The 12,604-nt window shown below is 69.5% G+C and carries 11 protein-coding genes; all 11 read right to left on the bottom strand.

The features are described from left to right. Positions 1–8: 8 nt before the first annotated feature. From G6N14_RS01205 to G6N14_RS01155, 11 genes are read right to left on the bottom strand one after another with little or no spacing between them, the layout of a single operon-like run. Positions 9–1,154, bottom strand: coding sequence for a thiolase family protein (locus tag G6N14_RS01205; protein ID WP_085134944.1), 1,146 nt, complete (start codon positions 1,152–1,154; stop codon positions 9–11). A gap of 4 nt (positions 1,155–1,158) precedes the next feature. Further along, positions 1,159–1,965: an enoyl-CoA hydratase/isomerase family protein gene (locus G6N14_RS01200; protein ID WP_085135076.1), complete on the bottom strand. Its 807-nt coding sequence runs from the start codon at positions 1,963–1,965 to the stop codon at positions 1,159–1,161. Next, positions 1,965–3,170, bottom strand: a complete 1,206-nt coding sequence (locus tag G6N14_RS01195; protein ID WP_085134943.1) for a CaiB/BaiF CoA transferase family protein — start codon at positions 3,168–3,170, stop codon at positions 1,965–1,967. Before G6N14_RS01195 ends, G6N14_RS01200 begins: the two co-directional genes overlap by 1 nt. Beyond that, positions 3,170–4,360: an acyl-CoA dehydrogenase family protein gene (locus G6N14_RS01190; protein WP_109559744.1), complete on the bottom strand. Its 1,191-nt coding sequence runs from the start codon at positions 4,358–4,360 to the stop codon at positions 3,170–3,172. Before G6N14_RS01190 ends, G6N14_RS01195 begins: the two co-directional genes overlap by 1 nt. Positions 4,361–4,418: 58 nt before the next feature. Beyond that, positions 4,419–6,125 carry a thiamine pyrophosphate-binding protein gene (locus tag G6N14_RS01185; RefSeq protein ID WP_085134941.1) on the bottom strand — a complete coding sequence of 569 codons (1,707 nt, stop codon included), beginning with the start codon at positions 6,123–6,125 and terminating at the stop codon, positions 4,419–4,421. Positions 6,126–6,160: 35 nt separating this feature from the next. After that, positions 6,161–7,177, bottom strand: coding sequence for an acyl-CoA dehydrogenase family protein (locus G6N14_RS01180; protein WP_085134940.1), 1,017 nt, complete (start codon positions 7,175–7,177; stop codon positions 6,161–6,163). Continuing rightward, the gene (locus tag G6N14_RS01175) at positions 7,174–8,445 is read right to left on the bottom strand and encodes an acyl-CoA dehydrogenase family protein (protein ID WP_234808842.1); all 1,272 of its coding nucleotides are present in this window, start codon (positions 8,443–8,445) and stop codon (positions 7,174–7,176) included. Before G6N14_RS01175 ends, G6N14_RS01180 begins: the two co-directional genes overlap by 4 nt. Further along, positions 8,442–9,224: an enoyl-CoA hydratase/isomerase family protein gene (locus G6N14_RS01170; protein ID WP_085134939.1), complete on the bottom strand. Its 783-nt coding sequence runs from the start codon at positions 9,222–9,224 to the stop codon at positions 8,442–8,444. Before G6N14_RS01170 ends, G6N14_RS01175 begins: the two co-directional genes overlap by 4 nt. Continuing rightward, positions 9,221–10,138, bottom strand: a complete 918-nt coding sequence (locus tag G6N14_RS01165; protein ID WP_085134938.1) for an acyl-CoA dehydrogenase family protein — start codon at positions 10,136–10,138, stop codon at positions 9,221–9,223. Before G6N14_RS01165 ends, G6N14_RS01170 begins: the two co-directional genes overlap by 4 nt. After that, positions 10,135–11,304: an acyl-CoA dehydrogenase family protein gene (locus G6N14_RS01160; RefSeq protein WP_085134937.1), complete on the bottom strand. Its 1,170-nt coding sequence runs from the start codon at positions 11,302–11,304 to the stop codon at positions 10,135–10,137. Before G6N14_RS01160 ends, G6N14_RS01165 begins: the two co-directional genes overlap by 4 nt. Beyond that, a complete protein-coding gene (locus G6N14_RS01155) occupies positions 11,301–12,437 on the bottom strand; it encodes a CaiB/BaiF CoA transferase family protein (protein WP_085135074.1) in 1,137 nt (378 codons plus the stop codon). The genes G6N14_RS01160 and G6N14_RS01155 overlap by 4 nt, the downstream gene beginning before the upstream one ends. Positions 12,438–12,604 lie beyond the last annotated feature (167 nt).

Genomic DNA, 12,604 nt, shown 5'->3' with positions numbered 1-12,604 from the left:
ACGAGTTCCTATCCGGCCAGCTCGACGATGGTGGCGTTGGCGGTACCGCCGCCCTCGCACATGGTCTGCAGCCCGTAGCGAATCCCGTTGTCGCGCATGTGATGAATCATCCGGGTCATCAGCACCGCTCCAGAAGCGCCGAGTGGGTGACCCAAGGCGATCGCTCCGCCGACCGGGTTGAGCCGGTCGGCGTGCGCGCCGGTCTCGGCCAGCCAGGCCAGCGGCACCGGGGCGAACGCCTCGTTGACCTCGAACACGCCGATGTCGGTGATCCCCAGTCCGGCACGCTGGAGCACCTTCGCGGTGACCGGGATGGGGCCGGTGAGCATCAGGACCGGGTCGGCCCCGGTCACCGCGCCGGCCCGGTACCGCACCAGCGGGGTCAGCCCGCGCCGGGCGGCCTCGTCCTCGCTCATCACCAGAAGCGCCGCAGCGCCGTCGGAGATCTGCGAGGAGTTGCCGGCGTGGATCAGGCCGTCCTCGGCGAAGGCGGGTTTGAGGCCGGCCAGTTTCTCGGCGGTGGTGCCGCGGCGAATGCCCTCGTCGGCGTCGACCACCCCGCCGTCGGTGGCGACGGGAACAATCTGGTCGCGGAAAGCCCCGGCGTCCTGCGCGGCGGCGGCCAGCTCATGGGAACGCGCCGAGTACTCGTCGAGCGCAGTGCGGTCCAAACCCCACTTCTGGCAGATCATCTCGGCGCCGGTCCCCTGGTTGAACTGGAAGCCGTCGTAGCGGGCCAGTGCCTTGGGCCCGAAAGGTTCTCCGGTGGCGCGCGCGGCCCCGAGCGGGACCCGGCTCATCACCTCGACGCCCCCGGCGACCACGATGTCCTGCTGGCCGGACATCACGGCCTGCACCGCGAAGTCCAGCGCCTGCTGGCTGGAGCCGCAGGCGCGGTTGACGGTGGTGGCCGGAACGTGCTCGGGCCAACCGGCGGCCAGCACCGCGTAGCGGCCGACGTTGGAGGACTGGTCGCCGATCTGCGACACGCAGCCCCACACCACGTCGTCGACCACCTCGGGCTCGACGCCGGCGCGGTGCATCAGTTCGTTGAGCACGATCGCAGACAGGTCCGCCGCGTGCGTACCGGACAACCCGCCGTTGCGCTTTCCGACGGGGGTGCGGACCGCTTCGACGATCACCGTGGGTCGCATCTGACTACTCCGATCTCCTTGACGTGGGCAGCCAGCCGCCGGTGAAGCGCGCGGGGCGCTTCTCGGCGAAGGCCGCATAGGCTTCCGCGGCATCGGTGCCCGCGAAATTGGCGATCTGGGCGCGGGTCTCATTGGCCAGCGCCTCGGCCAGGGTGGCGTCGGCGCCCTGGTTGAGCAGTGCCTTGGTCTGTGCCAGCGCCCGCGGCGGGCCGGCGGCGAGCCGGTCGGCGAGGTCGTCGACGAAGCCGTCGATCTCCCCGGCGCCGACCACCCAGGTCACCAGGTTCAGCGCCTGCGCCTCGGCGGCGTCGATGGTGTCGGCCAGCAGCGCCAGGCGCTTGGCCTGTTGCAACCCGACCAGTTTGGGCAGCAGCCAGGACCCGGCCAGGTCCAGCGAAAGCCCGCGTTTGGCGAAGATCTGACAGAACCGCGACTCCGGGGTCGCCACCACCAGGTCGCACCCCAGCGCCAGGTTCCAGCCGGCCCCGACCGCGACACCGTTCACTTTCGCGACGGTGGGCACGGCCAACTCATGCAGGGCCAACGCGACATCGGACAGCCGGCGCAACTTCTCGGCCGGGTGGACCTCGTCGGGTGTGCCGATGTCGGCACCCGAGCAGAACGCCCCGCCGGCACCGGTGATCACCAGTGCCCGCAGATCGCGGTCGTCGGCGGCGTCGCGCAGGGCGTCGCGCAGCTGGCGCCACAGCGCCGGGCTGATCGCGTTCTTGCGGGCGGGCCGATTGAGGGTCAGTGTGCGCACGCCGTCGCGGTCGGCACGCAGCAGCAGCGGTTCAGCGTCGGAGGCCATCAGCACTCAGCCTGCCCTATCGCCCCCTGCCGGCGCAGGGCGGCGATGTCGGCGCTGCTCAGCCCCAGCTCGCCCAGCACCGCGTCGGTGTGTTCGCCCAGGCCCGGTACCGCCCCCATCGGGGGTTGGTAGCCGGCGATCACCGGCGGCGGCAGCAGCGACGGGATGGGGCCGGCGGGGGTGTCGATCCGGTGCCACCGGTCGCGTTGGGCAAGCTGCGGGTGCGCCAGGACGTCGCTGGGCGTGTTGTAGCGCGCATTGCCGATTCCGGCGGCATCGGCGGTGTCCTGGATGTGGGCCAGGTCGTGGCGCGCGCACCACGCCGCGATCGCTTCGTCGAGGATCGGGCGGTTCGCGACCCGGTCCGCGTTGCCGGCGAATCGGGGGTCGTCGGCAAGGTCGTTGCGGCCCAGCAATTCCCGGGCCAGCCGCTGCCACTCCCGGTCATTGGTGGTGCCCAGCACCACGGTGTGGCCGTCGGCGGTCGGATAGGCGCCGTAGGGCGCCACGGCCGGCGAGCTCATGCCCAATGGCTGCTGATCGATTCCGGAGTGCCGCGCGTAGGTCAGGTGGTAGCCCATCAACTCGGCCATGGTGTCGAACAGACTCACCCCGACCGACGGAGCGGGCGAATCCGGTTGCGCCCGGCGGCCTATCAGCAGGGCCATGATCGACAGCGCGGCGTAGAGCCCGGAGGTCACATCGGCCACCGGCGGACCCGGTTTCGCCGGCGCGCCCGGGTGGCCGGTCACCGAGCACACTCCCGACTCCGCCTGTACCAGCAGGTCGTAGGCCCGCTTGTGCGACAGCGGCCCGCCGCTGCCGTAGCCGTCGATCTCCACGGCGATCACCTGCGGGTGCCGCTGCGCCATCTGTTCGGCGGCCAGGCCCAGCCGTGCGGTCGCGCCCGGCGCGAGGTTGGACACCAGCACGTCCGCGCGGTCCAACAGTTGATGCAAGACGTCGCGTCCCGCTTCGCTTTTCAGATCCAGTGTCACCGACTCCTTGCCCCGGTTGACCCAGACGAAGTGCGCGGCCTGGCCGTTGACGACGTCGTCGTAATAGCGGGCGAAGTCACCGCCGTCGGGGTTCTCCACCTTGATGACACGGGCGCCGAAGTCGGCCAGGGTGCGGGTGCACATGGGCGCCGACACCGCCTGTTCCAGCGCCACCACCGTGATCCCGGCCAGCGGCGCGGCGGCCATCAGTAGGCCCTCGGCAGGCCGAGCACGTGCGAGCCGAGGAAGTTCAGGATCATCTCCTGGCTGACCGGCGCGATCTTCATCAGGCGGGACTCCCGGAAGAACCGGGAGATGTTGTACTCCTCGGAGTAGCCCATCCCGCCGTGGGTCTGCAAAGCGCGGTCGGCGGCCGCGAACCCGGCGTCGGCGCACAGATATTTGGCCATGTTGGCTTCCCTGCCGCAGGCCTTGCCGTTGTCGTAGAGCCAGGTGGCCTTGCGCAGGATCAGCTCGGCGGCATCCAGGCGAGCCAGCGAGTCGGCGAGGGGGAACTGGATGCCCTGGTTCATGCCGATCGGCCGGTCGAACACCACTCGCTCGTTGGCGTACTTGACCGCCCGGTCCAGGGCGACCCGGCCGATGCCGAGCGCCTCGGCGGCGATCAGCATGCGCTCTGGGTTGAGCCCGTGCAGGATGTAGGAGAACCCCTTGCCCTCCTCCCCGATCCGGTGTTCGGCCGGGATGCGCAGGTCGTCGATGAACACTTCGTTGGACGACACCGCATTTCGGCCCATCTTGGTGATCGGCCGGATGTCGACGTGGTTTCGGTCGATGTCGGTGAGAAACAGGGTGAGGCCGTCGGTCGGTTTGGCCCCTCGCTTTTCCACGTCCTCACGGGACTCGGTGCGGGTCAGCAGCAGGATCTTCTCCGACTCCAGTGCCTTGGAGATCCACACCTTGCGGCCGTTGACCACGTAGTCGCTGCCGTCCCGCCGGGCGAACGTGGTGATACGTGAGGTGTCCAGTCCCGCGGTCGGTTCGGTGACGCCGAAGCACACGTGCAGGTCGCCGCTGACGATGCGGGGCAGGGTTTCGGCCTTCATCGCATCCGAGCCGAAGACCACCACTGGCTGCATGCCGAAGATCGACATGTGGATGGCGCTGGCCGCGTTCATGCCCCCACCCGAGCGCGCGACTTCCTCGGCCAGCAACGTCGCCTCGGTGATGCCCAGCCCGTGGCCGCCGTACTGCTCGGGGATGGTCATGCCCAGCCAGCCGCCGCCGGCGACGGCGTCGTAGAACTCCTGGGGGAATTCGTGCGCCAGGTCTTTGGTCATCCAGTAGTGGTCGTCGAACTTCGCCGCGAGTTCGGCGATCGACTTGCGGATCAGCTGCTGGTCCTCGGTCAGTTCGAAGCTCATTCCGCCGGACATGATCGCCTCCAGCCCCTCCGCGCCTGCACGTTGTTATTCCTAAACGAGAAAAATATTCTCACTGGGTTCCCTCGGCATACCAGGTCCGGAACTCGGCGTAGTTGGGCATCTCTTCGGAGTTCGCCTTCGGGTCGATGCAGACGTGGATCACCGCCGTCCCGCCGGTGGCGTAGGCCCGCTCGATCGCCGGTCCGATCTGGGCCTCGTCGTCGACGTACTCCCCATGGCAGCCCATGCCCTCGGCAATCTTGTCGAACCGGACGTTCTTGCTCCAGTGCACGCCGGGCTGCGGGGAAGGCTGTTCGAACGTCCGCTTGTAGACCCCCACTTCCAGGCCCCATTGGTGGTCCACGCCCACCACGCAGACCAGCGGCAGGTTCAGCCGGGCCGCGGTCTCCAGCTCGGCGATGTGGAACAGGAACGCCGAGTCGCTGGTCAGCAGCATCACCGGCCGTTTACCGCCCTCGGCGACCGAGGCCCCGACGGCGTAGGGCAGTCCGGTGCCCAGGTGTCCGAAGTTCTGGTTCCACATCACGTCATGCGGTTTGGCCTGTGAGTAGGTCCACTGGAAGATCACCGTCGCGCCGCCGTCGCGGACCATGATGCCCTCGGACGGAAAAGCCTTCGTGGCCTCGACCACAAAGCGCGCCGGGTGCACCGGACTGCGCCCCGCGGGTGCGGTTTGGGCCAACTCGGCGAGCTGGTCGGCATCCTGTTCGATCCACCTGGCCAGGTCGGGCGACGGTGTGCGGGGGCTGTTTTTGAGCGCGTCGACAAGTTGCGGCACGATACCGCGCAGGTCGCCCACCAGCGGCACGTCCACCGGCCGGTTCACCCCGATCGCCATCGGGTCCTGCTCGACGTAGATCCACTTGCGTTCGGCGTTCTTGTCCGCCCAGTGCCGGGTGGTGCCGTAGTGCACCGGCTCGCCCAACTCGGTGCCCAGCGCCACGCAGACATCGGAGCCGGCGACGGCTTCGACGGCCGCGGTGGAGAAACCGTAGGGAAAGGTGCGCTCTTCCAGGCCGGGGATGAACGCGGTGCCCCCGGAGGTCTGGATGATCGGGCAGGCCATCAGCTGAGCCAGCTCGGCGACCGCGGACGCGCTGCGTGAGGTGTGCACCCCGTGGCCCACCAGCAGGATCGGGCTGGATGCGTTGCGGATGATCTCGGCGGCCTCGGCGACCTCGGGCCCGCCGGCGCGCTGGTTGACCAGCCGATAGCGGTGCGGCTCGGCCGGGGCGGCGACGTCGAGTTCTTCGAGGATGACGTGGGACGGGTATTCGATGTAGGCCGGTCCGGGCGTGCCGGACAGCGCGCGGCGAATCGCCTCGTGCACGATCTCGTCGGTCTGGTCGGCGTATTCGATCGACGCGCTGTATTTGACCGACGGCGTGAAGAGCTCTTCCTGGCGGACGAACTGGATCCGCCCGCGCCGCACCCGGCGCTCGGTGATGCGGGCGCGCTGGCCGCCCAGGAACACCACCGGGGAGTTCTCCACCTTCGCGCACATCATCGCCCCGGCGATATTGGCGACTCCCGGTCCCAGGGTGCCGATGCACAGACCCGGCCGGCCGGTCATCCGGGAGGCCGCCTCGGCCATGAATCCCGCACTCTCCTCGTGGTGCGGCGCCACCACCGACCAGCCGCGTTGCTCGGCCTCGACGAACATGTGCACGAAGTTGGGGTCGGGGATGCCGAACAGCGTGTTGACGCCCTCGGCCTCGAACAACTCCAGAATCCGGCGATATACGGGCACACCCACAGTCGAAACTCCTTGATTCACTTGATTTTTTTGACTCAGTACCGTTGCGCCAGCCGACGCCGGTGCGCTGCCGGAGATCCGAACAGCGACCGGTTGAACGTGGCGCGCTTGAGATAGACGTGGATCCCGCTCTCCCACGTGTAGCCGATGCCACCGTGCAGTTGCAGCGCTTTGCCGACGACGTCGACTGCGGCAGTGCAGGTGTAGGACTTCGCCATGGCCACCGCGACATCCACCTCGGGGCTGTTCGTCGCGACCGCCCGGACGGCGTCGCGGACCAGGGTGCGCGCCATCGTGACTTTCACCAGCATGTCGGCGCAGGCGTGTTTGACAGCCTGAAAGGAGCCGATCGGACGCCCGAACTGCTCTCGAGTCTGCGCGTAGGTCACGGTTGCGGCGAGCATCGCCTCGGCCAGTCCCAGGCTGTCGCAGGCCACTGCCGCCGCCGCCCGGTGGCGCACCGCCTGAGCCCCGTGGGGATCGGCGAACCGCAGCACTGCCGAGTCGGCGACTGCGGTCCCCTCGGCGGTGACCGTGGCGATCCGGCGCGTCTCGTCCAGCACCGCTTGGGGTGTCACGGTGCAACCCTCGGCGAGGACGGCTACCGGGTCCCCGGACTCTTCGGTGGCCAGGACCACCAGTCGGTCGGCGCCGTCGGCGTCGAGTGCGAAGGTGGCGCTCCCGGTCAGCCGTCCGGCACCGTCAAGTACGAAGGAGCCTCCGGGCACGGTGGCGATCCGGCTCCGTCCGACGGCGAGGTCGGACAGCAGCGCGTCGCGAGTCGCACTGTCCTGCAGGCTGTTCAACACGCCTGCGGTCAGCACCGCGCCGCCCAGGTAATGCGATGCCGCAGCGGCGCGGCCCAGTTGTTCGCAGATCACCGCTGCCTCGGCGAAAGTCGCTCCGGCCCCGCCGAGGGCTTCGGGGACCTCCAGCCCCAGCCACCCGGCATCAGCCATGGTGGACCAGTCCACCTCGCGTCCACGGCCCACCACATCGGCGGCGACGGCACGAAGGTCGTCGTGCAGCTCAGCGAAATCGGTTGTGGTCACGGCATGCTCGGCTCTCTGGGCAGGCCGAGGCCGCGTTCGCCGATGATGCTGCGCTGGATCTCGCTGGACCCGCCGGGGATGGTCCACTCCCAGGAGCCGATGAAGTCCAGCACCCACGATCCCGATTCCCAGCCGCTGGACAACGGCTTGTCGAGCACCGTGTGGGCCTGCGGACCGGCGATCTCGGCGCCGAAGTCGGTGAGCTGTTGCAGCAGCTCGCTGTAGACGAGCTTGACGATCGAGGCGTCCGCCGGTCCGGCGGTGCCGGCTTCGGCGTTGCGCACCAGTTCCCGGCACATGCTGCGCAGTCCGGTGATCTCGGTTTCCAGCTGGGCCAACCGGTCGGCCACCACCGGGTCCCCGGCGGGCGCGGCCTGCGCCAGCCAGCGAAATCCGGCGCACCCCAGCCGTTCGGCCAGCTCAAGCATGGTCAAGCCGCGTTCGGCGCCCAGCGTCGCCTGCGCCACCTGCCATCCGGTGTTCTCCGCGCCGATCAGGTTGGTCGCCGGGATGACCACGTCGTCGAGGAAGATCTCGCAGAAATGGTTGTCGCCGACGGCGTTGCGGATCGGCCGCACCTGCACCCCGGGGGTGGCCATGTCCAACAGAAAGTAGGAGATGCCCTTGCGCTTGGGGGCGTGCGGGTCGGTGCGGGCCAACAGCAGGCACCACTGGGCGTGCCGGGCGCCGCTGGCCCACAGCTTCTGGCCGTTGACCACATAGTTCTCACCGACGCGGCGTGCGGTGGTCCGCAGCGACGCCAGGTCCGAGCCCGCCTCCGGTTCGGAGAAGCCCTGCACCCAGATCTCGCCGTCCAGGATCGCCGGCAGGTGCCGGCGGCGCTGCTCGTCGGTGCCGGCGGCCAGCAGCGTCGCCGCGGCGTGGTGAATGCCGACGAAAGCCAGCACCAGCCGCGGGGCGTCGTGGGCGGCCAACTCCTGGTACAGCACGGCCTGCTCAGCCACCGACATCCCGCCGCCCCATTCGCCCGGCCAGTGCGGGACCGCGAACCCGGCGCTGTGCAGGGTGGCGAACCAGCTGCGCTGGAAGTCGACGAATTCACGCTCACTCACCCCGGTCTGGGCGCGCCGCCAGTCGGCCGGGATGTTGTCGCGGCACCACTGCCGCACCTGGAGCCGGAATTCGGTGGTGCCATGCGGCGTTCCCAGCTTCGCCTCTCCTGCGTCGAGCCTCGCTGAACCGCCGGGCCCATGCGGCGTTCCCAGCTTCGCCTCTCCTGCGTCGAGCCTCGCTGAACCGCCGGTCATCGCCGGGCCGCCCGCTCTGCGAAGGCGAGCAGGCGCTGCCGGTGTTCGGCGGTCTTCATGGTGGCCACTTCCGCGGCGAAGCCCGCCTGCAGCGGCCCGGCCAGCACCTGCGACAGATACATGTTGACCACGCGCTTGGTGCCCTGCAACGCCTCGGGCGGCTGGGCGGCCAGCCGGGCGGCCAGCTGATGGGCTTGCGGCAGCAGTTCCTCAGGCGCCACCGCACGGCTGGCCAGTCCGAGTTCGACGGCGGTGGCGGCGTCGATGCGGTCCCCGGTGTAGAGGTATTCGCGGGACCGCAGGATCGGGGTGATCAGCGGCCACAGCGCGGCCCCGCCGTCGCCGGCGACCAGTCCGACCGCCACGTGCGGATCGGCCAGATACGCCGTCTGCGCGATCAACACGATGTCGCAGAGCACCGCCACGCTGCAGCCCAACCCGACGGCGGGGCCGTTGACGGCGGCGATGATCGGCAGGGGGAACCGCAGCATCTCTTCGATGATCTGCGCCCCTTCGCGGATGCTCTCGTCGCGGGCGGATTCGTCGTCGAGGAACGTGGTGATCCAGTTGAGGTCACCGCCGGCGGAGAATGCGCGCCCGGCTCCGGTCAGCACCACGACGCGGATCGTCTTGTCGGCGGCCAGTTGGCGCCAGACGTTGGCCAAGCCCCAGTACAGGTCGGCGTTGACACTGTTCAGCTCGTCTGGCCGGTTGATCGTGACGGTGCGGACCGGCCCGTCACCGCTGACGGTGATCTCCTGCGGCAGCTGGTATCTCATGCGTAGATTCCCGTCAGCCCGGTACGCGGGGCGCGGCGGACCAGCCGGTCGCGGGTGGCCGTGAGTCCCCAGGGCAGGCGCCGCAGGGGCTGGCTGTAGCGCGACAGCCACGACAGCGCGGTCTCGTCGCAGAACCCCACTGCGCCGTGCAGCTGGTGGCAGACGCGGAACACCACCTCGGCGGCCTCCAGCGCCACCGATCGCAGCGCCAGTGCGTCATCGACGGCTTCAGGGCGCCCGGTCGCGATACTCCACAGCGCGTATTTGGCCAGCATGTCCAGCCCGGCGCGCTCCACCTCGGCGTCGGTGAGTTGGAACTGCACGCCCTGGAACGTCGACAGTGCCTGACCGAACTGTTCCCGCAGCCGTACATGCGAGACGGTCAGATCCATGGCCCGGTCCAGCATCCCCAGCAGCGTCCAGCAGGGCAGGGCCAGTGCCAGGGCGATGTCGCCGGCGCCGGCGCTGTCGAGGTCGGCCAGCGTCAGCTCCGCCACCAGGGCCGGCCGGGGCGGCGACTGTGCCACCACGGTGCTGCGCACGCCGGCCAGGGTGACGGTCGCCCAGCGCTTGGTCAGTCCGGCAACCGCCCCGGCAGGGGCGTGCTCGGCCACCACGATCAATCCGTCGACGTCGAGATCAGCCGGCGCGGAAAGACATTCGGCCACCGGGTAGGGCAGCGCCCAGTACCCGGCGCTGCGGCACAGGGCGGCGGCCGCCTCCAGTTCGGCGGCATCGGCGCGGGGGTGGAGTTCCAAGGCGCCCAACTCCCGCAGGACCGGCCCCACCAGGTGCTCCCGCAGTCCCGGGTCGGCGTCGGCACGCAGCACCAGCTCGTCGCCGCCGGCGGCTTCGAAGGCGCGGCGCGCCGCCCGCCCGTACTCTTGCGCTTCGCTGCCCAGCTCGAGGTTCATCGCGGCGCCGCCAGCAGGGCACGTGAGAGCAGGATGCGCTGCATCTCAATGCTTCCCGAGGACACCGTGGCGGCCTGCGAGTAGCGCCAGTGGTCTTCGACCTCTTGGCGAAACCATTGGGCCAGCGGAGTGGCGGGCGCTTCGGCGGTGATCTCCATCAGCACCTCCGCGCTCTCGTGGTCCAGCCGGGTGACGGCGATCCGGTAGGCGGCCGCATCGCCGGGAGCAACCCGGCCACCGGCTTGCAGGGACACCACCCGATACGCCATCAGCCGGGCACGTCGGCAGTGCGTGAACATCCGCACCCACCGGGCGATCAGCTCTGCCGGCAGGGCATCCCAACGCTGCCCGAGCGCGTGCGGCGCCGCGGCCAGCAGGCGTTCGCAGCGCGCGTAGCGGGCGATTCCGACCCGTTCGAACGCCATCACGTCGGCCACGATGGACCAGCCCGCGTCGACCTCACCGAGGACGTCGGCATCGGTGACGCGCAGGTCATCGAAGAAGACCTCGTTGAGGTGGTGCGGGCCCATCATGGTGCCCAGCGGGCGCACGGTGATGGCGGGGTCGTCCATCGGGACCAGGAACACGGTCAGGCCCTGCTGCTTTTTGGTGACGGACCCTTCCCCGACGCGGGTGGTGCGCACCAGCAGGAAACACCACTGCGCCATGGTCGCGTACGAGGTCCAGATCTTCTGGCCGTTGATCAGCCAGCCGTCACCGTCGCGGCGGGCGTACGTGCGCAGCGAAGCCAGATCGGAACCGGCTTCGGGCTCGGAGAACCCCTGGCACCAGATCACCTCACCGGCCGCGATCGGCGGCAGGTGCCGGTGCTGTTGTTCGGGGGTGCCATGCCGCATGAGGATCGGGCCGACCCAGTTCACCCCCATGTACTGCGCGCCGCGCGGCTCGTGGTGCGCCCACATCTCCTCACGCACCACGGTCTGCTCCCACACCGAGGCGCCCGCCCCGCCGAACTCCTGCGGCCAGGACAGGCACAGCAGCTCCTGCTCCGCCAACGCCCGGCAGAACCGTTGCGCCGCAGCGAGGTCAGCGGGGTCGTCGGTGAATGCGCCCGGGAACCGCGGGGGCAGCTCCCGTTCGATCAGCTCACGCAGCTGGCTCCGCAGCTCGGCGGCGCGCGGCCCCATGTCGAAGTCCAGGGTCATGCCGACTCCCCCCCGATGCCGAGTTCGGCGAAGACCGCCTCGGTGTGCGCACCGAGTTCCGGTGCGGCACCGGTGACCCGGCCGGGGGTCCGCGACAGCCAGGTCGGCACGCCGGGGAAGCGGACCGGGCCGTTGGGGGTGTCCACCGTCTCGAACAGGCCCACCGCGTTGAGGTGCGGATCGTCGAACAGTGCCCCCGGGGAGTTCAACGGGGCGGCGGGGATCTCCAACTCCTCGAACAGCGCCAGCCATTGGGCGGTGGTGCGCTCCTTCATGGTCTGCGCCACCAGGCCGTAGATGGTGTCGATCTGGCGGGCCCGCTGCGCCAGGGTGGCGTACTGCTCGCCGGCCCAGGGCGGCCGCACCGCGCCGATGAAGGCGTTCCAGTGTTTGTCGTTGTAGATCAGCGCCGAGATCTGGCCGTCGCTGGTGGCGTACGGGCGTCGGTTGGGCGCGACCGTGCGGGGGTAGACGGCCGGGCCCAGCGGCGGGTCGAACATCGCGCCGTTGGCGTGTTCGACGAGCATGAAGGAGGCCATGGTCTCGAACATGGCGACTTCGACTTCCTGGCCCTGCCCGGTCCGTTCCCGGTGGAACAGCGCCATCATGGTGGCGTACAGGGCGGTCAGCCCGGCGATCTTGTCGGCCATGATGGTGCCGACGTAGTCGGCCCGGCCGGTCAGTTGCTCTTGGACGGCAGGCAGTCCGCACTGGGCCTGAATGGTGTCGTCGTAGGCCGGGCGATCCGCAGCCGGGCCGCGGCGACCGTAGCCGTAGCAGTTGGTGTAGACGATCCCCGGGTTGACCGCGGCGACCTCGGCGTAGCCCAGGCCCAGCTTCGCCACGGCCTTGGCCCGCATCGAATGGATGAACACGTCCGCCCGGCCGATCAGTGCGGTGATCGCGGCCTGTCCGGGCGCGCTGCGCAGATCCAGCACAACGCTGCGTTTTCCGCGGTTGACGTTGACGAAGACCCCACTCATGTCGGGGGCGGGACCAGCCGAGATGTAGCGGGTGGGGTCGCCTTCGGGCGGTTCGACCTTGATGACGTCGGCGCCCATGTCCGCCATGATCTGCGTGCAGTACGGGCCCATCACCATGGTCGTCAGATCGACTACACGCACCCCGCTCAGCGGCCCGCGCGCCGGGGCTTCCCCGCTACCACCAGACGTGATTTGTTCGGACAAAATACTCCGTTCTGCGTATTTCAGAACACTATTCCGCAGCGGTTATTCGTGCGTCAAGGCCGCATCGGGCCGCCATCGCCGACTATTGTCTGGACTAACGGGGCTTGATAGCG

It is taken from the genome of Mycolicibacter hiberniae (assembly GCF_010729485.1).
GTDB lineage: Bacteria > Actinomycetota > Actinomycetes > Mycobacteriales > Mycobacteriaceae > Mycobacterium > Mycobacterium hiberniae.
Note: the sequence above shows the minus strand (reverse complement) of the source record. Positions and strands in the feature narration are given on the sequence as shown.

Bases quoted from the DNA above. Each gene is read 5' to 3' on its own strand.
- G6N14_RS01205 (WP_085134944.1), bottom strand. From the start codon at position 1,154: ATGCGACCCACGGTGATCGTCGAAGCGGTCCGCACCCCCGTCGGAAAG.
- G6N14_RS01200 (WP_085135076.1), bottom strand. From the start codon at position 1,965: ATGGCCTCCGACGCTGAACCGCTGCTGCTGCGTGCCGACCGCGACGGC.
- G6N14_RS01195 (WP_085134943.1), bottom strand. From the start codon at position 3,170: ATGGCCGCCGCGCCGCTGGCCGGGATCACGGTGGTGGCGCTGGAACAG.
- G6N14_RS01190 (WP_109559744.1), bottom strand. From the start codon at position 4,360: ATGTCCGGCGGAATGAGCTTCGAACTGACCGAGGACCAGCAGCTGATC.
- G6N14_RS01175 (WP_234808842.1), bottom strand. From the start codon at position 8,445: ATGACCGGCGGTTCAGCGAGGCTCGACGCAGGAGAGGCGAAGCTGGGA.
- G6N14_RS01170 (WP_085134939.1), bottom strand. From the start codon at position 9,224: ATGAGATACCAGCTGCCGCAGGAGATCACCGTCAGCGGTGACGGGCCG.
- G6N14_RS01165 (WP_085134938.1), bottom strand. From the start codon at position 10,138: ATGAACCTCGAGCTGGGCAGCGAAGCGCAAGAGTACGGGCGGGCGGCG.
- G6N14_RS01160 (WP_085134937.1), bottom strand. From the start codon at position 11,304: ATGACCCTGGACTTCGACATGGGGCCGCGCGCCGCCGAGCTGCGGAGC.